The sequence below is a fragment of the Grimontia hollisae CIP 101886 genome, from assembly GCF_000176515.1.
In the GTDB taxonomy this organism is placed as follows: domain Bacteria; phylum Pseudomonadota; class Gammaproteobacteria; order Enterobacterales; family Vibrionaceae; genus Enterovibrio; species Enterovibrio hollisae.
Map to the genome: position 1 here is coordinate 282598 of NZ_ADAQ01000013.1, position 19178 is coordinate 301775.

A 19178-nucleotide genomic window follows, 5' to 3' on the forward strand; every position below is an offset into this window, starting at 1 on the left:
AGCACGAGTGTATCCATCATGAGAAAAACAAAAATCGTCACTTCTGAAGATATTCTTTTGAAACTATGCCAGTCAGTTACTGCCGTTCTTACTAAAGCGACAGATTCGCAGGTCCACCACTCAGCAATGGTGCAAAAGATCTCGAAAACCAGTCTGAAGCCAGATATTGGGTGTTTCGTATTATTTGATGGTGGTTTCTCTGGCCTTGTCGTCATTAACTTTGAAGCGAAAGCAGCAATGGAAGTCTACCAAAAGTACATGTCGCACATGGGGATCCCCAAGGAAGAGCTGGCAACCTTGCACACATCCGATGAAGTGTCAGATGTATTGGGTGAGTTGATGAACCAAATCGTCGGCGATTTCACCGGTAAAGTGAAGCGTTCGTTACAAACCAATATCACTCAGAACCAACCCAAAATGATGGCTATCAATAAGAACATCAACGTCACCGTAGACAGCAACATCGAACGCCCACAGGCGCGGCGTGTCAGCTTCAGTACCGAAGACAACCATATCTTCTACCTCGAACTTTCCATGGAACGGACTGAATTTATCCAACTGGAAGAATTCGAAGAAGGCGATGACCTAAACCCTGATGACATTCTTGAAGCCGCAATAGCCAAAAACCTGGAAGAGCCCAAAGACGGCAGAAAAAGCAAGCACCCAAAAGCGACTGAAGCGGACTCCCTGATGGACGACTTGGGGATTTAACTTACCATGGCGGCTGGTAACCAACCGCCTCGATTCAACCAATCCCCCCCGATTCTCTTGGAAGTCGAATTACACATCGCCTTTATGCAAGAACAAAGCGACCTAAACCTGTATCAACATCACGTATCGCGTCTTTAATGGGGCCCTATGCAAACAAGCCAGCGCGAAGGCTGGCTTGCTGAACACTGTTTAATCTATTACGCCTGCTGGGAAACGGCTTGTACACCCTCAGACTGCTTCAATGCTGCATACACAAAACCCGTCACCAACGTACCTGCACTAATCGCCCCCAAATACAACAACACAGGCGTAATCGCATTCGGGATAAAGAGTACAAAGATACCGCCGTGTGGTGCCATCAGTTTCGCGCCGATCAGCATAGACAGTGCACCGGTCAACGCACCGCCTACCATACATGACGGAATAACTCGCATTGGGTCACGTGCTGCGAATGGAATCGCACCTTCGGAGATAAAACACAGACCAAGAACAAAAGAAGCTTTACCGGCTTCGCGCTCCTGTGGATTGAATTTTCTACGTGCCAATAATGTCGCCAGCCCCATCCCCATTGCAGGCACCATACCTGCAGCCATAACCGCCGCCATTGGCGTATAAGTTTGTGACGCCAATAGACCGACACCAAATGTATACGCTGCTTTGTTTACCGGTCCGCCCAAGTCAAAACACATCATGGCTCCCAGCACCACACCTAACAACACTGCGTTAGTTGAACCCATGCTATTCAGGAACGCCGTCAGGCTACTCATGATGCCAGCGACTGGACCACCCACAACAAAGATCATGACCAAACCAGTCACCAGGCTTGCAAGCAGTGGGATAATAAGGATGGGTTTAAGTGCAGCCATAGAATCTGGCAGCTTAACGTTATCCGCGATCAGTTTTGCACTGTACCCAGCCAGGAAACCGGCAACAATCCCACCCAGAAACCCTGCTCCCGTTGAACTGGCCAACATACCGCCGATAAGACCCGGCGCCAAGCCAGGACGATCTGCAATCGAAAAAGCAATAAAACCGGCAAGAACAGGCACCATCAAGGCAAAAGCACTCCCACCACCAATTTCCATCAGTGCAGCAGCCAGCGTGCCCTCTTCTTTGAAAGCTTCAATACCGAAAACAAAAGATAAAGCGATACAAAGGCCACCGGCAACCACCAAGGGGAGCATGTGTGATACACCGGTCATCAAGTGTTTGTATGCACCTGTACGCTCTTTTTTCGCGGTAGCAGCATTGTCAGATTTGGCACCACCATGCTTGTAGATGTCTGCCTGATCGAACGCTTTGGCCAGCTCTTCTTTGGTTTTCTTAAGCGCGGCACCTGTGCTGGTACGGTAAACGCGTTTGCCATCAAAGCGGGACATATCCACTTCAATATCCGCTCCGATAAACACCAGATCCGCTGCCGCAATTTCCTCGTCTGTCAGTTGGTTTTTCGCACCAACAGAGCCGCGGGTTTCAATTTTCACCCACATACCTTGCGCTTTTGCTTCTTCTTCAATCGCTTCCGCAGCCATAAAGGTATGGGCCACGCCGGTTGGGCAGGCCGTGATTCCAACAATACGTTTGGGCTCGCCAACCGTTTGCCTGTCCGTTGCACCGCTTTTCTCTTGATGGGTATAGACTGAGGCGTTCATTGCAGCGTGTTCCAGCAACTGCTTTGCATCGCTGTAACACGCTGACAGTTCAGCCTGATAAACCTTTTTACCGGTGAAACGGGCCATGTCTGAAACAGGGCCAACCGCAATAATCAGTTCCGCCGCCTCAATGGCAGATTGCGTCAGTTTCTCTGTTGCCTTAACGGTGGTCTGACACTCAACCGTCACTGTCCATTGAAGTGCTGCAGATGCTTTTTCAAGCAGGCCTGCGGCGATAATAGTGTTCGCGATACCACTTGGGCACGATGTCACGATGATAGCTTTCATCTCTCTACCCCTGTTCCTTTATTTTTCGTTAAGTTGTGTCACGTTAATTTCAGCTTGGAGCGATTCCACGTGGGCGATATTCTCAACACCGACATTCACCTGTGTCACCGCAAGTGCAGAAAGCGCTGTCGAAAACGTTAGGGCACGCTCTCGATCCCAGTTGTTCAACTCGGACCAGCACATGCCAGCAACAAGGGTATCCCCGGCACCTACTGTACTGACAACCTGCATTTGGGGCGGTTGGCTGGCGTACCATTTTCCTTCTCTCAGCCAGAGCACACCGTCAGCACCGCGGGAAATCACCACGTTTTCAATGCCGGTTGCTGCCAGTTTCTCCCCTGCTTTACGAAGGGCTTGCTCAGTATTTAGTGGTTCACCAGCCCAGAGTGATAGCTCTTCATCATTGGGCTTAACCAACCAAGGCGATGCTTTCAGCCCTTCAGCCAATGCGGCATTACTGCTGTCAAAAGCCACTTTTTTTCCTTTCTCTTTTAGGCGCTGAATCCATGAAGCCAGCGTTTGCGGGGAAATACCTTTGGGCAGGCTGCCAGCAATCACAAACACATCGTTCGATTCAGCCAGGGCCATCAGTGTGTCTTCCATTGCAGCGATATTTTCCGCACTCACCGTAACACCTGGGAAATTGAGATCTGTCACACGACCACTTCCTTCCACCAACTTCACGTTGATTCGCGACGCGCCGGATACACGGATAAACCTATCCATTATCCCTTTCGATTCAAACAGATGCTCAAACAGCTCCTGATTTTCCTCACCAAGAAATCCAGTAACCGTCACTTTCGCTCCCAGTTCCGCCAGAACTTTCGCAACGTTTATCCCCTTTCCTCCGGGGTTGAGATTCGATGATTGAATAAGGTTTACCGACCCAGCCTGCAGCTCATCCATTGTGCCTGTCATATCCAACGCCGGATTCAATGTAACAGTGACAACACCTTTGTTCGTCATGGCTCAGCCCTCACCCAAACCCGCATCAATAGCCTCACCGATGGCATCGAGAGCCGCTTGTGCATCCACACCATCTGCCGTGAACTCAAGTTCATGGCCTTGCTTTACACCAAGGGCAATCACCTTCATCAAGCTCTTGGCATTGACGGGCTTTCCGCCAGCACTGATGTTTGACACCCAAATTTGGGCGTCGAACTTCTTCGCAGTATTGACTAACATTGCGCCGGGGCGGGCATGTAGACCATGTGCGTTTTTGATTTTGAATACCTTGGTCAAACCTGCCTGACGTACGCTCGTCAGTGTGCTAATCACCGCTTCTTCTGAACCGCCAAATAACTCATTTACCTTGCCGTCGAAAACCAGCCCGCTGACAGTTTTGAGGATGTCAGCATATTCACCACTGGCGGCCGCCACCGTCAGCAAGCCCTTCACGGGTTGGCCCTCACTCTCAAATGGGGAGTCTGACGTAATAAACGCGATAGCAGTCTGGTTCACAGCAACCGAAGAGGCATTCACCCACAAGCCCTGCCCCAGATGCACGGGTGTTTTTGAGACAATATCAGCAACAAATGGCGGCTCCACCGCACCGGCATTTTTCAGTTTTCCTGCGCAAACTGCAGCTAATGAGATCAAATCTGTTGCCGGGAAATGCAAGGTAATGACACTGGCATCAAACAACAGGCCCTTCTGGTTTTTTCCTGTTAGCACGCCAAGTACATCTTCCGCAGACGTTGCCGACTTCAAGGCGTCCTCTACCCCGTCAGCCGAGAGCACATGTGTCAATTGTTTTAAGATCCCAAGGTGCTCATCAGACTTCGCCGCAATACCAATCGCTAAATACACAGTATTGCCATCTCCCCAGTTTACACCTGCCGGGAAATGGTGGATCTGCACCCCGGTTTTTCTTACCAAATCCCGGGTATCTGTTGTGCCATGGGGAATGGCAATGCCGTTACCTAAATAGGTCGAGTTTTGTTGTTCTCGCTCCAACATCCCGGAAGCATAACCATCAGATACCAAGCCTTTCTGTACCAAATCGTTAGCTATATGTTGAATAGCTTCTTGCTTGTCTGTGGCTTGCTTACCAAGATGAATGTCGTGTTGCGTGAGTTCCAACATAGTGATTACCTCGAAATTCAGTGGGCTTAACCCACTCATCCCCGCCTTTCGTCTCGTTGACTGCGGACAATTCAAACTTACTGACTTTTGACTTTAGCGCATAAAAGATCGTACACACTCCAACACCTAATTCTCGCTAGGTATCAAGTTACTTTGCTGAAGTCAGCAACAATGAAACTGAATCGTTTCAGCTTTACATCAAAAAAACAGATTTAACGCACAATTTTAGCGATAGCTGAAACCTTTCAGCTGTTAATGCTGAATCCATTCAGCTTATAATGCAAAAAATCGAGAAAATCCTTTGCGCTTTTTATGATCACGCGCACAAATATGGGTAATGGCAAAAAATGAAACTGGATGAAATAGCCCGTCTTGCTGGCGTATCACGGACCACTGCCAGCTATGTGATTAATGGTAAGTCCGCCAAATACCGGATCAGCGAACGCACACAACAGAAGGTGATGGCGATCGTCGAGAAATATAACTACCGTCCTGACCATGCAGCCAGTGCATTGCGCGCAGGGACAAGCCGTTCGTTTGGCTTGGTGATCCCGGATCTTGAAAACACCAGTTATGCAAAAATCGCTAAATTGTTAGAGCGTGATGCCCGTCAGGTAGGTTATCAACTTATCATCAGTTGCTCTGACGATAACCCAGAAACTGAAAAACAGGTTGTACACACCTTGGTCGGCCGAAAAATAGATGCGCTGATTGTTGCCTCTGCCCTGCCAGCTGATAATGATTTCTATCCCGTCATTCAACAATCTGGAACACCGGTGATCGCCATTGACCGGGCGTTAAATGATGAATACTTTGCCAGTGTGGTCAGTGAAGATTTGGACGGGGCATTCACCCTAACAAAAAAATTAACGGATACTGGCGCAAGATCGTTGGGTTTGATTGGTGCAATGCCGGAGTTAGGTATTTCACGTGAGCGCGAACAAGGTTTTTTATCTGCTGCCCGCAAAGCCCATGTAAGCAGCCAAATCGCTTATGGTAACCATTTCAGCCAGGCGGAAGGCGAGCGTCTAATGCTGGCGTGGTATGAAGCAGGCACTGTTCCAGAGGCTATTATTACCACCTCCTATTCCCTGTTTGAAGGCGTATTGGATGTGGTTCTCGAACGACCAGAAATCGGTTCGCACGTGAAGTTTGCAACCTTTGGTGACAATCGGATGTTGGATTTCATTCCACTGAAAGTTCAATCCCTTCCCCAACAGTTCGAATTGCTCTGTGAAAATGCATTGCGGCTGGCCTTGGATGCGATTGGCGGACGCGGACAAACCGGCGTTGAACTGGTACCCAGAAAGCCGAAGTGGCGTTAACCTTTTTTGTAGACAAAGAAGACCAGACAAAGCCATCTGCGATGGAGAAAACATTTTTCGAGGCGTTCAAAAAAGAGCTTGAGGTTGTCTTTCAATCGATCCGGGGTGGAAGATGTCGTCAATACACCTTCATATACCCTAATACCCCGTCGCTTCCATAAAGCCAATCCCCTCACCAGAGCCAGTAATTATGATGGGGCCTTCCCAGTACGGAAAAGTAAATGGCAACCAGTTTTGCTGGTGCAAGGGCTCAGTGGTCAGATCAATACCATACTTTGGTACGCTGAGTTTCCATTTGACAGGCAGGTGTCTCCCCGTTGGCATTTTCGCAAAATCTACCGGCATCATATTGATGTCTTGATGTGTCAGTGTTTCAGACCAACCAGATTCATCACTGATAACGCCAAACCGGTATGGCGTTCTCTCCCCACGCACCTGCACCAACATCAGAGAACGTCCCTCATTCAGTTGGATTGAGAACCAATCCCACCCGATCTGGTCTTCGCTCAATGCCTGGGTGCTCCACTCACGATCAACCCAACCTTTGCCAGCCACCTCAACCGTGTTTCCATTGATCGTTATCGTGCCATTGAGTGCAATGGCTGGCACGCTAAAATAGTAAGAAGCCACCGGTTTATCAGCGTGCTTTTGGCTGTAACCGTTATCCCCCTGCAACAACTCTGGCCGGGTCGAGTGCATGTGCAAATTAAAGGAAAATCCCTTATCCGCAGCCTGTAAAGTGCCGGGAAAAGGTTGCTCGCCACTCCCCGTCCATTGCCAGTTATCCAACCAGGCATTGAAAGGATTAGGCGTGACACCGGCCTGGCCGATCCCTCCCCGGGCAAAACGCTCTGCGGCATACACGCCATTTTTACTGGTCAGTACTGCATGCGCCATATAAATATGGTTATCACTCCATCCTTCCCCTTTTTCTCCGTGCAGGGCAGAACGGAACAAGGTCCACTGGATACCGTATTGGTTGCCATCTCTGTCTTGCACATTGCCAGTGATGTACCACCATTCCTGTCGAAAATCGTTGTGGACACCATAGTCCCGAGGAAATGTCAGGGGAATGCCCGGGATGACAGATGAAAACATCTCTGGGTTGGCCGCCACCAATGCAGAAACCGCTGAGCGGTCCGGGGTTTCTTTTTCCATCAATACCGAACCAAACAGCGCCAATAAGCAGAGTAGAATGGCAATCCCCCACCCTATAACAGTGAATACGAGCGGTTGGGGTTTTCTTTCATCACGCATCATTGAGCATCCCTGAACGACAGCACTGCCGACCGTTTTATTAATCGCCATACTGGCCAGCAACCGGCCAACAACAGCGTCAGCAGCGAACCACTAAGGGTGATGAAATAACTTGTCGGGAAATAGGACACTGACATGGTCCAGCCAAATGAATATTTGAGCACAATATTGATCAGGACTTCTGCAATAATCAGCCCCAGCGGTAATGCAAACAATGCAGAGAAAAGACCGATCAGCATCAGCTGACCACCCCCTAGGAAAGCCAGCTCGCGGCCGGAAATACCCATGTAACGCAGCAAGGTATATTGCCGTTGGCGGGACAGCTCTGTTGCCAATGTGGAAAAGAACAGGCCGCAGATTGCAATAATCAGGGTCAATGTACACAAGGTATCTGTGACTAAAAACGTACGGTCAAAAATACGCATTGCAGTCGCAAGAATCTCCCTTTGGTTGCTGACCTGCGAATCCTGGAGGTTAAACTGGTGCCGCATAGTGTCCACCAACTCATCCTCATCACCGCCATCTTCAAACAAGGCTGCCACGCCCACTCGACCGGCCTCCTGAATCCAGGGGAGCAGTGAAGAGCGATTTGATACGATGACCTGGCTGTAGGGGTTTCCATAATCAAAATAAATGCCAGCGACCCGCCAGTTTCCGCCGAAAGGCGCAGGTAAACTGACTGAATCACCAGGTTGGGCGTCAAACTTAAGGGCAAGCGATTCGCTCAGCATCAATGACTTGCCTTGATGCAGGTGATTCCAATAATCCGGAGCAGCTACTTTTATTGCCAATGCTTCACGCTCTTCTGCACTGGTGCCGATGGTGTGGATTTCAACCACCCCCTGAGCAGTATCAATTTCGTGTCGCCACTGAACCAGACTCCGCTTGACAGCATCCTGCTCACTGAGCCAGCTAGACAGCTTTTCCGCCACCGCTTTGTCAGGACGCACATAAATATCCGCGGCCAAACGTTGTTGAAGCCAGTTTTCTGTTGCCACCCGGAAACTGCCAACCATGGTCTCCATACCGATGTTAGTGGCAATGGCCATCATAAATGCCATGGCTGCGATACCACGGTAGCTCAGCGAAGCCGATGCATCAGAAAGAAACCAGCGCATCCGCGCCACGTTGATGTTGTCTGACAACATCAAAAAACTTTTCCACATCATAAACGGCAACAACAAGCCACCACTGATAAGAATAAGTGCAATCAGGGTGAACCCCTGCGCCTGACTTTGCGGTGCACTGTAAACACCCAGTGCGATCAGGATAAGAAGAGAGGCAATCACAGCTTGCCAAGTGAATTCACGGCCAGAGAAACGCACCAGTGACATCCGTTTTGACAGCCGCGCCGGCGGCGTAGTGAGAAGCCGATATAAAGGCCAACCCGATGCCATAGCAAAGCCACATACGCCCAAAAGAAAGCTGTACAGGCCCCATTTCCATTGCCAGTGCAGTGTCAAATCAACGTTCGCACCATAAAGATCGCTCAAGGTGGTTGCCACCGTTGGCATCAGTTTCTGGGCCAACGCCAAACCGGCAATATTGCCGCCAATTAACCCCAGAATCAGCCAGATCAACATTTCCACACTGACCACTAACGCCAAGGATTTGCGACCAACACCCAACTCACGCATTAAGCCTACCAGCGGCTGACGTTGCGTCATTGACAGGGAAATAGCCTGATAGAAAATAAACAGCCCGACCAAAAATGCCAGTAACCCCATCGCAAAAAGGTTGAGATGGAATGCACGCGTCAGAGGTCCAAGTTGCGCCGCCTCAGTCCGGGTGAGGGTGATCGTGGAAGGCAACCTATGCTGCAGCGCATCCCGTTCGGCGTTGTCCATGGCACCACAATAAATAAGTTTAAAACCCTCATGGTCAGTAAGACGCCGAATCACAGAAATATCCCCGAGCAACCGGGTCCCCGAGCCAATTTTCCCACCTTCAACCAGTTTGATGGGCCCGATCTCACGGCCCCCTTTCAGGGCAATTTTCTGGCCATCCACCCAACCGAAATGACTGGCCAGTTCAGTACTGACCCATTGAGTCGTATACCCTTCAAGCAAAGATTGTTCGGCAGCAGTAGCGTCTGGGTTGGAAACGTTAAACGCGAACATCGCGACGGTATCCATACCCATCAGTTGGATATCGCGTCCGTCGGCGGTCGAGGTCCGGTAAATATCAACAGGCACGCACTGGTTAAAACCCGCGCGGCGCAATGAGATGTAGAGGGATTCATCAATCCGTTTCCCCCGTTCACGGTGATGCAACACATAAGGAAACGGATTGGTAAAGAAACTGGCCCCTTTTTGATAGCTGTCCTGGGCATGTTGATTGATTGACATTACACCCACCAGCAACGCGACACCCAGTGTCAGCCCTAACCAAACCAGCAAGATCTGAAATGGGTGTCGGCGATAGTGGCCAAACAGTGCCTTAGCGACGGGTACGTACATTCAGAACGCCCCCTTGCAGCGTGACACGGTGCCCCAGGTATTCCGCCACTTTTTCACTGTGAGTGACAACCAGCAGCGCGCAGTCAAGTGAACGGGTCAGCGTAGTAAGAAGACGCATTACCGCATCAGCATTACGTTCATCCAAACTACCCGTCGGTTCGTCAGCAAGGAGAATTTTCGGTTCCATATACAGTGCCCGAGCAATCGCCGCACGTTGCTGTTGACCACCTGACACCTCTTCTGGGTAACGTCCAAGCAGCGGCATCAGATCCAATGCAGCGAGAATTTGACGCCACAATCCGTCATCGTCTCGCAACCCTTTTAGCTGACGACAAAAACGGATGTTATCGGCAATGGTCAGAGTGGGAAGCAAGTTAAACTGTTGGAATATCATACCAATGTAATGCCGGCGGAAGCGGGTACGCTCCCGCTCTGTTAATGCATGGATGGGTGTGCCCGCTACGATGATCTCACCGGAGTCTGGGTTGTCGAGTCCACCAATTAAGTTAAGGATGGTGCTTTTACCTGATCCGCTTTCCCCCATCAAAGCAACCTGATCGTGCTTGGCCAAAGACAGCTCAACCCCTTGCAAAACCGGATGGAAATCCCCGCCATCCAAATACCCCTTGCAAAGTCCAATCAGCTCTAACATCTTTTCCCCTTGAGACGTCAAACCCGCCTCAAAAAATACAGCGAACACGCATGATAAATGGTGCAATTTACCGCAATCTAACCCGTCAAGAAAGGTGTTTGAACCCACCGTCTATTTGGATCGTTTTTAGCTAATGACCCATTCACCATTCGTCGATTCAATGACTATTCCAATGAACAGGTATCCTGTGTCAACACGTTTCTGACTGTCGATAAACCGTCGTATCACATTAAAGCCCGTTGCAGGTTCCTCTGCTTTTTGATTCTGTATGTAAAATACACTGACAAAACTGCTTTCAAAATTCATAGCAACCTGCCATAAAATAGCATGCGGCAGCGATGAGATCCCCCAATCAAGGAAACACTTTTCAATGGAAATGACATGATAAAAACCAATAAAAAGATATTGGTGATCGGCGCCACCGGTTATGTCGGAAGTCGGTTGGTCCCCGCCCTGCTCAGCCAGGGCTATCAGGTAACAGCAACAAGCCGGTCATTAGATGCATTAAAACATCATCCGTGGCACGCCCACCCCAATGTGTCTTTGGTGCAAACCGATCTCATCGACGAAGGTAATCTTTCTACCATTTTAGAGGGGGTTTCCCATGTATTCTACCTCGTTCACGGCATGGCCTCCGGTACAGACTTCTATCAATATGAATTGAATATGGCTCGTCATGTCGCGAGGGAGATCAGTACCAGCAGCGTTGAAAGGTTGATTTATCTTGGCGCAATCCAACCCCAGCATGTCTCCTCTCCCCACCTTGCCGCACGCAAGGCGACTGGAAATATATTAAGAGACGGTGGGAAGCAAGTTATTGAACTTCGTGCGGGCATTATTATCGGGAGCGGATCGGCGGCGTTTGAGGTGATGCGTGACATTGTCTCGCATCTGCCTGTCATCACTACCCCTGTTTGGGTGAGATCCAAGTCCAGCCCTGTCGCCCTTGAAACCATGATTGGCTACCTGACCAAACTCATCGATATAGACCTAAAAGGGTCGCCGGTTTTTGATGTCAGCGGCCCGGAAGTGATCAGCTATGAAGATCAAATGCGCCGCTTTGCCCGGATTATCAACAAACGCATTTTCATTATTAAGATGCCGCTGCTGACCCCCAGAATTTCATCGTTTTGGTTAACGTTGATTACCACCGTTCCCAAACCGATTGCCAGCGCTTTGATAGATGGTCTGAGTTACGATCTTTTGCCCACAGGAAACGACATTGCCAGTGTGATTCCCGAACCCCAGATCAGCTTCGAGCAGGCTGTTGAGGCCGCCCTAGCCAATGAAAGTGACGTGGTAAAAAGCGATATATGGGGGTTTGATGCGGATGCGATTGCCCGCTGGCACAGGAATTATGGCTACTATCCTAAACACGCCGGGTTTTGTGTTGAAACCGACGCCAGTGCTGACGTCTTATGGGAGAACATCCAGAAAGTCGGCGGCGAAAATGGCTATTTCTTTGGCAATGCGCTTTGGCAGCTCCGCGCCTGGATGGATGCCGCAATTGGGGGAAACGCACTGGTAAAACGCAGGCCGCAATCAGACACCTTACAAACCGGTGATTACATTGATAGCTGGAAGGTAATTCAATGCGTGCCGAAAAAGCACCTTTCCTTGCTGTTTGGAATGAAAGCCCCGGGACTTGGCAGGCTGGAATTCACCGTTAATGATCTAGGCGAAACCCGGCAGCTCGATATCCGGGCATGGTGGCATCCTGCCGGGTTTAGCGGATTACTCTACTGGTTTGCCATGATGCCGGCCCATCTTTTTATCTTTAAAGGCATGGCATACGCGCTGGCAAAAAAAAGTGGCGCGAAGAAAATCTCTCCACACCACCCTTCCTGATTTTTTACACCCGATGGCTTTTACATCTTAAGGTTTCAGGCTGTCTGGCAACACCACCAGACGGTCTGCCTGATTACGCGGCCAAATCTGGTATTCGCCATGATATTTCACAATCGATTTATAGTCCGTCACTTTAGTTACCAGAAAACCATGCTCACGCATTGTCTCTACGAACCAGGATTCTGGGCCACGCACATACAGGCTCAGCGGTTTTACCAACTCGCCATCTTCATTGAAACTTTTGGCCAGCGCAGTACTGCATACGGCAAATGAATGCTGGCCATCGGAGATCACCCGCACTTTACGGTTAATTTCGTACTCGGTGTGAATCATCCAGTCCGCTTTTTCGAGCTCGTCTATCAGGTTATCAAACTGCGTCCGGGTCAGTGCCGGATGGTCATCTCCTGCAGGGAAGTAGTGATGATACACCTTGGCAATATGTGTCATTTGCCCTTTGATATTGGCATTCTTGCCCATACTACGCCCCTGCTGCACCCAGTGGGTCATTTCTCTGGAAACTGAGTTTTTAAAGCGCTGTTTCTTTATCGCTTGCGCTACCCAGCGGCACAGAAATGACTCTTCACTGACCGGGTTATTTTGTAATTTGCCATTTGCCTTTGCTGCCTCAAGCTCGGCAAGCGCTGAATCCACGACGGATTTAATGTCTTCGATGTAGCTCATTTTCTTATTTTTTTCGCAAGGCCCCAGTAAAACAGGGCGGACAGTATTGCACACGCTGCCATGGCGCCTGTCATCGGCCAGGCAGAGTCCACATGAATGGCGGCAACTATACCAGCAACAATCGTACCTGTGCCAAACCTTAGTGTACCTGCCAGCGAAGACGCCGTGCCTGCCAGTTCCGGATAGGCGCTGAGCACGCATGCCATCGAATTACTGCCGACAATGGAAATGGTGCCGACAAAAAAGACTACCGGGATCACGGTGCCCCACAAACCCAGTTCCAGCACTTGACCTACGATTAATGCAATACCGGCCAAAAGCTGAATAGTCAGGCCAATTTTCAGCATATTTTCACTGCCAATACGGCGTACAAACTTACCGTTAAAAGAGGTCATTACAATCAGGCAGACCACATTCAGGGCAAACAGATAACCGAAATTTTCCGTGCTTACGCCGTAATGATCGATATACACAAAGGCACCGGCGGTCAAGAATGAAAACATGCCGGCAAAAGAAAAACCGGACGCAAAGATATACCCCACAGATTGCCTTGAGCGTAGGATCTTCATGTAGTTTCGCAGTGTCGACCCAATACGAAGCGGTGGCCGGCCCGTCAATGGCAGTGTTTCCGGGATTAATGCCATCACCAACACGATCACCAGTGCGGCAAAACCTGCTAATAGCCAGAAAATTGAGCGCCAGCCAAACCAGACGGCCAGATACCCCCCGATCATCGGCGCAGCCAGTGGTGCAACTGTCATCACCAGTGTAATGAATGACATCGTGCGGGCAAATTCTTCGCGGTCGAACATATCACGCACCAATGCCTGAATGACGACTGCGGCGGCTGCACCACAAAACCCTTGAGCCGCACGGACATAAGTCAAGGTGGTAATGTCAGCAGCCATCGCACTGACTATCGCCCCCACCATGAACAAACTGACCCCACCAATTAATACCGGACGACGGCCATAGCTGTCTGAAATAGGGCCATGGATAAGTTGTCCGATGGCGAAACCTGCTGTATAGGCCGCCAGCGTTTGTTGTACCAGACCGGGATTCACCGCAAGATCACGCGCAATTTCCGGCATGGCAGGAAGATACATATCAATGGCCAGCGGCGTAAGTGCCGCGATCGCACCAAGCACCAGGATCAATAAGAAGGTCAGCTGTTGTTGCTGAGGTTGGTTTACTGCGTTTGTTGTCATGTATGCCTTGAAAAAGAGGAGAAGGTGAAAATATGTCGTCACCGAAGGATTCGGCTACTGCGCGACACCTGGGTGGCTGAACGCCACAATGATATAAGTCACATAATAACACTTTGATTCATTCCAGTGAGGAAACAATCCCTTTCTAACTGGATGTAATGTCAAACAACCAAAGCATAAAAACGCCACAAATGCTCTTTTGCAGCGTCTCAGGGTAGCGGCAGTTATTGCTTCGGTAAAAACAGAGCAATCTCTTCATCCGTCAGTTCGCGATATTCACCCGGTTCCAGCGCCTCATCCAACACCAACCCACCCACGGATTCACGATGCAGGCCAACCACCTTATTGCCCACCGCGGCAAACATACGTTTCACCTGGTGGTATTTTCCTTCATGAATTGTCAGCAACACTTCTTTCTCACCGACCCTTTGCATTTGCGCTGGCAAGGTTTCAGTGCGTTCACCACGAAGTTTAATGCCTTCAGCAAAACACTGTTCCGTTTCAGGTGACACGGGATCATCCAACCAAACACGGTAAACCTTGTCACACTTGTGTTTAGGCGATGTTACCCGGTGTGACCACTGCCCATCATCCGTCAACAGCAACAGGCCTGTTGTGTCGCAATCCAGACGCCCTGCAATATGCAGCTTCTCCGCACCAATTTCATCAAGCAGAACAAACACCGTTGGGTTGTAAGGATCGTCATGGGAGCAGACATAACCTGCAGGCTTGTTCATCATGTAATAGCGTGGGCCAGCCAGCCGCAGTGACATCCCATCAAATTCAACGTCGGCCTCCTCGGCAATTTTTATCGCTCCATTTTTAATGATGTTGCCATCCACAGTAACGCGTTCTTCTTTTAATATTTTTGCTGCCTGTTTACGAGTAACACCTACTGTTTCACACAAGAATTTATCTAGCCTGATCATTGCTTTTCACCGCCAATTTCTTAGGGCGCGGATTATATACTCAAATGACGCTGATAGTCAGTTTTCACCGCTGAGGGATTGGTGTAAACAAGAAAGTCGGCTACCCCAAAATGCAGCGCTGACATTGCACTCTCTCATTCACTGTCTATAACTAAGAGATGCCGAACTTAACAATTCCGAGACAGCCTAACCCCGTGACTTCCAATTTTTGAGTATACTCCTATTTTGACTAACTTATTGATTAAGGAAGCATTTATGAAAATCTCGCTGCAGTCACCTTCCGTAGCATCAATGCCTCGTCTCCTTGAACTTTCCAAGTCCATGCACGACCATGAAGCACTGACGTTTGATATCGAACACGTGACTTCCGCATTCAGTTTCCTCATCGCAAACCCTAAACAGGGTGATGTATTCCTCATCAGTATTGACCAGGATGACGAACAAGAAATTATTGGTTTTGTCGTACTGTGTTACAGCTTCAGCATTGAGTTGGGCGGGCAAATTGCGGTCATTGACCAAATATTCCTGCAACAAGACTGGCGCCGCCAGGGTGTCGGCTCTCACATACTGCCCAAGATAGAAGCTCATGCGACAGAAAAAGCATGTCAGGCAGTGATTCTTGAAGTGAACATTGGCAACAGTGGCGCGCGTGAGTTTTATGAGCAGTTTGATTACATGCCGCGCCGCCAGCACTGCATTATGTCCAAGCGGTTAATCCGCTAGTCTTTATTGCCCCCACCGGATTCGATACACTGGGCAGCCTTATATTGGCTGCCTTTTGAGTTTCATGTATACCCTCCGCCCCTATCAGGCTGACGCTGTCAAAGCTGTTGTTCATTATTTCCGCCACCATTCCACGCCAGCGGTCGCTGTACTGCCGACCGGTGCTGGTAAAAGCCTGGTGATTGCAGAGCTGGCAAAGCTCGCCCGTGGCCGTGTTTTGGTGCTGGCCCATGTCAAAGAGCTGGTCGAGCAGAACCATGAAAAGTATGAGGGTTACGGACTGAAGGGTGGCATTTTCTCTGCCGGTCTTGGCAGGAAAGAGAGCAAAGACAAAGTGGTATTTGCATCCGTCCAATCTGTGGTCAGAAACCTTGATGCGTTTAAAGACCAGTTTTCCCTTCTGGTTATCGACGAATGCCACCGCGTACCGGACAACGAAGACAGCAGTTACCGCAAAGTCATTGCACACCTGCAAAGTATGAATTCGGGGCTCAAAGTACTTGGCCTGACTGCCACCCCTTACCGTCTTGGCATGGGATGGATATACCAATATCACACCGCAGGCCGGGTACGCAGCGAAACCCCAAGATTCTTCCGTGACTGCATCTTTGAGTTACCCATTCGTTTCTTGCTGGATGAAGGCTTTCTGACTGAGGCCCGGATTTTAGACGCCCCGGTGCTGAGCTATGATTTTTCGTCGCTGAAAGCCTCTTCGACGGGGTTTTATAAAGAAGCGGATCTGGACAGGGTAATTGAAAATGCGCCGCGTGCCACGCCGCAGATCATCCAACAGGTGCTGGAGTATGCGAAAGCGCGACACGGCGTGATGATCTTCGCTGCAACGGTCAAACACGCCCAGGAAATCATGACGCTCTTGCCAGACGGAGAATCTGCACTGGTCATTGGCGATACCGCGCAAGATGAGCGCGATAGCATTATCCAGCGCTTCAAAAACCGCCAAATTAAATATCTGGTCAATGTCTCGGTACTCACCACAGGCTTTGACGCCCCCCATGTCGATTTAATTGCGATACTGCGCCCGACAGAATCTGTCAGCCTGTACCAACAAATTGCCGGACGCGGCCTTCGCCTTTCACCGGGTAAAAAGGATTGTTTGATCCTCGATTACGCCGGTAACGTCTACGATCTGTATCAGCCGGAAATAGGCGATCCTAAACCTGACAGCGACAGTGAAATTGTCACCGTGCCCTGCCCGGCTTGCGGTTTTAACAATAATTTCTGGGGCAAGTTGGATAACAACGGCTTTCTGATTGAGCATTACGGCCGCCGCTGCCAGGGATTTTTTGAGAATGACGACGGTGAACGGGAAATCTGTGGCTACCGTTTCCGTGCCAAATTTTGCAGTGAATGCGGAGCAGACAATGACATTGCTGCACGCCGTTGCCACCAATGTGACCATGCCCTGGTGGATCCGGACAAAAAGCTGCGTGATGCCCTGAAACTTAAAGACGCAATGATCATGGCCTGCACCGACATGCGCCTAACGGCAGGGAAAAACAAGTTCGACAAGCCACAGCTTAAAGTGACCTATATCGGGCAAGATGGCGCTGAGATCCACGAAATCTGGCCACTTTCTACCAAGCGGCAAAAAGAAGAATTTTTGGCAAAGTTTGTCAATCCCCACTTGGTAGACAGACACCGTCCATTTACTGACACCGCACCATCTAAAGTGGTGCGTGCAGAGCACAGGCTGAGGTTTCCAGATTTTGTCGTTGCCCGCAAAAATGGCAGGTTCTGGGCAATCAGGGATAAGATTTTTGATTTAAACCAGTTTGCTTCCCAGCAAGAGATTCGAACCATGCTGTCAAACGTAGCCTAAACAGTGTTTTGCACAAGCAAACGTGGCTCGTACAATTTGCCATCAATTGAGCACTAAATTGCTGGGATAGCTTGTTATTACCCGGTCTCAATGTTAGTATCCGCGCTCGATTTACTTGGTACTCAGTTTGGTCGCAAATCTGAGTACTTATTTTCAACTCTCTATTTAAGAGTATTTATTATGAAATTCGAAGCAGTAGTACGTACTAAGCAGGGTAAAGGTGCGAGCCGCCGCCTGCGTCACGCTGACAAGTTCCCAGCAGTCGTTTACGGTGGCGAAGCAGCACCAGTTGCCATCGCACTGGATCACTCTAAAGTGATCACTCAAATGGACAAGCCTGAGTTCTACGAAGCGATTACCCTGGTAATCGACGGCGCAGAAGTGAAAGTTAAGCCTCAGGACATCCAGCGTCACCCATTCAAGCCAAAAGTCATGCACATGGACTTCATCCGCATCTAATTGCGTTTGAGCTTGAAACAAAGAAGCGCCTTCCGGGGCGCTTTTTTGCATGGGTCGCTTTACTTTCAAGTCTCCTACGCTTGGAGGGATGCTTGCAATGACGGCATGATCATACACCGATGTCAGGTTTCATTCAGACAAAACGGTACGGTGTTTAATCGGGATTATTGCTTGCTGGCATCCACCCGCACAAACCGTGCAAACTTAGGGACACCATTGTGGGTAAAGCCGTTGTGACGATAGGTGATCTTCACTCCCAGCGCAGGTGGGTTTTCCCGTTGTTTATCGGAAAAACCTGTACCAATTTTAAACTCTTTTCCATCAGGCATTCTTACTACCAGAGACCCCATCCGACCTTGATGTTTACCTTTTCCGCCAACGTAGCCAACCACTTCAGCTTCAGCATCATCAGCAACTTTCATTTTGAGCACATTGTCTGAACGCCCGGCAGTATAGACGCCGGAAAGTTTGCGAAGCATCAAGCCCTCACCACCGACACTATCAACGGCATTGAGTATTTCCTTTAATGCCACCTCACCTTCAACGGGATAATGTTCTACATACCCTAAATGTGGAATGTCTATGTTCAAAATCAGGCTTTTGAAATCACTGTAGCGCTTTTCAAAGCGATCAATGCTTGCTGGCATGTCGAACACCATAAACCGCACTTGTTTCCAGGCTTCATCATCCGGCTTGCTATCCATCACCACGGCCATTGTGGCTTCAAATTGATTTCGCCCAATCCAGAGCTCACCTTCCAAGGGGATATCAGGGAACGCATCGACAAACCATGTTGGTGCGAAAATCTGCTTACCTTGTCGCGTAAACAGAGATTGACCATCCCAGTAAGCGCGAATTCCATCGAGCTTCTCGCTGTAATAATAATGAGTCCAACCGTTGATTTCTGCATCGTCAAAAGAAACTGCCAACTGAGGCTTGTAATGATGATTGGTAACAGCCTCAACCTCCTGATTTGCGATCAAGCTTAATGAAATAGCTAACATCAGTGGCGCTGACTTCATGATTTTTACCGTCTGTTCGTTTGTGATGACATCCATTTT

Annotated in this window: 16 protein-coding genes; 6 read left to right on the forward strand and 10 right to left on the reverse strand. The window is 49.5% G+C overall.

The annotated features are described in order from the left end of the window. Positions 1-18: 18 nt before the first annotated feature. On the forward strand, positions 19-711 hold the full coding sequence (locus VHA_RS14245) for a DUF3334 family protein (RefSeq protein WP_040529045.1): 693 nt from the start codon (positions 19-21) through the stop codon (positions 709-711). Positions 712-908: 197 nt separating this feature from the next. Here VHA_RS14245 and fruA read toward each other — a convergent pair whose 3' ends face one another. The 3 genes from fruA to fruB are packed head-to-tail and all read right to left on the reverse strand — an operon-like array spanning position 909 to position 4736. Beyond that, entirely contained in the window at positions 909-2651 is a 1743-nt protein-coding gene (fruA, locus tag VHA_RS14250) for a PTS fructose transporter subunit IIBC (RefSeq protein WP_005505482.1), read from the reverse strand. An 18-nt stretch (positions 2652-2669) separates the two neighbouring features. Next, entirely contained in the window at positions 2670-3617 is a 948-nt protein-coding gene (gene pfkB / locus VHA_RS14255) for a 1-phosphofructokinase (protein ID WP_005505484.1), read from the reverse strand. A gap of 3 nt (positions 3618-3620) precedes the next feature. Further along, positions 3621-4736, reverse strand: coding sequence for a fused PTS fructose transporter subunit IIA/HPr protein (gene fruB, locus VHA_RS14260; protein ID WP_005505486.1), 1116 nt, complete (start codon positions 4734-4736; stop codon positions 3621-3623). A 347-nt stretch (positions 4737-5083) separates the two neighbouring features. Between fruB and cra the strand changes: the two genes are divergently transcribed. Beyond that, entirely contained in the window at positions 5084-6061 is a 978-nt protein-coding gene (cra, locus tag VHA_RS14265) for a catabolite repressor/activator (RefSeq protein ID WP_005505488.1), read from the forward strand. A 138-nt stretch (positions 6062-6199) separates the two neighbouring features. Here the strand turns inward: cra and VHA_RS14270 are convergent, their stop codons facing one another. Genes VHA_RS14270 through VHA_RS14280 form a run of 3 tightly spaced genes read right to left on the reverse strand, consistent with a single transcriptional unit; the run spans position 6200 to position 10429 of the window. Next, positions 6200-7369 (reverse strand): lipocalin-like domain-containing protein, encoded by a 1170-nt coding sequence (locus tag VHA_RS14270; protein ID WP_226926525.1) that lies wholly within the window; start codon positions 7367-7369, stop codon positions 6200-6202. Then, positions 7318-9777: an ABC transporter permease gene (locus VHA_RS14275; protein ID WP_005505493.1), complete on the reverse strand. Its 2460-nt coding sequence runs from the start codon at positions 9775-9777 to the stop codon at positions 7318-7320. Before VHA_RS14275 ends, VHA_RS14270 begins: the two co-directional genes overlap by 52 nt. Next, on the reverse strand, positions 9758-10429 hold the full coding sequence (locus VHA_RS14280) for an ABC transporter ATP-binding protein (protein WP_005505496.1): 672 nt from the start codon (positions 10427-10429) through the stop codon (positions 9758-9760). Before VHA_RS14280 ends, VHA_RS14275 begins: the two co-directional genes overlap by 20 nt. A gap of 381 nt (positions 10430-10810) precedes the next feature. Between VHA_RS14280 and VHA_RS14290 the strand changes: the two genes are divergently transcribed. Then, positions 10811-12277, forward strand: a complete 1467-nt coding sequence (locus VHA_RS14290) for a DUF2867 domain-containing protein (RefSeq protein WP_005505498.1) — start codon at positions 10811-10813, stop codon at positions 12275-12277. 27 nt (positions 12278-12304) lie between these two features. Here VHA_RS14290 and VHA_RS14295 read toward each other — a convergent pair whose 3' ends face one another. The 3 genes from VHA_RS14295 to rsuA all read right to left on the reverse strand — a co-directional run bounded on the left by VHA_RS14295 (position 12305) and on the right by rsuA (position 15095). Next, complete coding sequence (locus tag VHA_RS14295; RefSeq protein WP_005505500.1) at positions 12305-12958, reverse strand: DUF2913 family protein; 654 nt, start codon at positions 12956-12958, stop codon at positions 12305-12307. Beyond that, entirely contained in the window at positions 12955-14166 is a 1212-nt protein-coding gene (locus VHA_RS14300) for a Bcr/CflA family multidrug efflux MFS transporter (protein ID WP_005505502.1), read from the reverse strand. The genes VHA_RS14295 and VHA_RS14300 overlap by 4 nt, the downstream gene beginning before the upstream one ends. A gap of 224 nt (positions 14167-14390) precedes the next feature. Further along, a complete protein-coding gene (rsuA, locus tag VHA_RS14305; protein WP_005505504.1) occupies positions 14391-15095 on the reverse strand; it encodes a 16S rRNA pseudouridine(516) synthase RsuA in 705 nt (234 codons plus the stop codon). Positions 15096-15350: 255 nt separating this feature from the next. On the opposite strand from rsuA, the gene VHA_RS14310 reads away from it, so the two are divergent. From VHA_RS14310 to rplY, 3 genes are all read left to right on the forward strand, one after another. Beyond that, positions 15351-15818, forward strand: a complete 468-nt coding sequence (locus tag VHA_RS14310) for a GNAT family N-acetyltransferase (RefSeq protein WP_005505509.1) — start codon at positions 15351-15353, stop codon at positions 15816-15818. A gap of 64 nt (positions 15819-15882) precedes the next feature. After that, complete coding sequence (gene radD / locus VHA_RS14315) at positions 15883-17658, forward strand: DNA repair helicase RadD (protein ID WP_005505511.1); 1776 nt, start codon at positions 15883-15885, stop codon at positions 17656-17658. Positions 17659-17838: 180 nt separating this feature from the next. Next, positions 17839-18117 carry a 50S ribosomal protein L25 gene (rplY, locus tag VHA_RS14320; RefSeq protein ID WP_005505513.1) on the forward strand — a complete coding sequence of 93 codons (279 nt, stop codon included), beginning with the start codon at positions 17839-17841 and terminating at the stop codon, positions 18115-18117. A gap of 164 nt (positions 18118-18281) precedes the next feature. On the opposite strand, the gene VHA_RS14325 is transcribed toward rplY, so the two are convergent. Beyond that, on the reverse strand, positions 18282-19139 hold the full coding sequence (locus VHA_RS14325) for a DNA ligase (protein ID WP_040529265.1): 858 nt from the start codon (positions 19137-19139) through the stop codon (positions 18282-18284). Positions 19140-19178 lie beyond the last annotated feature (39 nt).

What these genes read in the sequence shown, in the direction of transcription:
- VHA_RS14290 (WP_005505498.1), top strand. Translation starts at nt 10,811, where the DNA reads ATGATAAAAACCAATAAAAAGATATTGGTGATCGGCGCCACCGGTTAT.
- radD (WP_005505511.1), top strand. Translation starts at nt 15,883, where the DNA reads ATGTATACCCTCCGCCCCTATCAGGCTGACGCTGTCAAAGCTGTTGTT.
- VHA_RS14310 (WP_005505509.1), top strand. Translation starts at nt 15,351, where the DNA reads ATGAAAATCTCGCTGCAGTCACCTTCCGTAGCATCAATGCCTCGTCTC.
- VHA_RS14245 (WP_040529045.1), top strand. Translation starts at nt 19, where the DNA reads ATGAGAAAAACAAAAATCGTCACTTCTGAAGATATTCTTTTGAAACTA.
- VHA_RS14275 (WP_005505493.1), bottom strand. Translation starts at nt 9,777, where the DNA reads ATGTACGTACCCGTCGCTAAGGCACTGTTTGGCCACTATCGCCGACAC.
- VHA_RS14325 (WP_040529265.1), bottom strand. Translation starts at nt 19,139, where the DNA reads ATGAAGTCAGCGCCACTGATGTTAGCTATTTCATTAAGCTTGATCGCA.
- pfkB (WP_005505484.1), bottom strand. Translation starts at nt 3,617, where the DNA reads ATGACGAACAAAGGTGTTGTCACTGTTACATTGAATCCGGCGTTGGAT.
- VHA_RS14300 (WP_005505502.1), bottom strand. Translation starts at nt 14,166, where the DNA reads ATGACAACAAACGCAGTAAACCAACCTCAGCAACAACAGCTGACCTTC.
- VHA_RS14295 (WP_005505500.1), bottom strand. Translation starts at nt 12,958, where the DNA reads ATGAGCTACATCGAAGACATTAAATCCGTCGTGGATTCAGCGCTTGCC.
- VHA_RS14270 (WP_226926525.1), bottom strand. Translation starts at nt 7,369, where the DNA reads ATGGCGATTAATAAAACGGTCGGCAGTGCTGTCGTTCAGGGATGCTCA.
- rplY (WP_005505513.1), top strand. Translation starts at nt 17,839, where the DNA reads ATGAAATTCGAAGCAGTAGTACGTACTAAGCAGGGTAAAGGTGCGAGC.
- VHA_RS14280 (WP_005505496.1), bottom strand. Translation starts at nt 10,429, where the DNA reads ATGTTAGAGCTGATTGGACTTTGCAAGGGGTATTTGGATGGCGGGGAT.
- fruB (WP_005505486.1), bottom strand. Translation starts at nt 4,736, where the DNA reads ATGTTGGAACTCACGCAACACGACATTCATCTTGGTAAGCAAGCCACA.
- fruA (WP_005505482.1), bottom strand. Translation starts at nt 2,651, where the DNA reads ATGAAAGCTATCATCGTGACATCGTGCCCAAGTGGTATCGCGAACACT.
- rsuA (WP_005505504.1), bottom strand. Translation starts at nt 15,095, where the DNA reads ATGATCAGGCTAGATAAATTCTTGTGTGAAACAGTAGGTGTTACTCGT.
- cra (WP_005505488.1), top strand. Translation starts at nt 5,084, where the DNA reads ATGAAACTGGATGAAATAGCCCGTCTTGCTGGCGTATCACGGACCACT.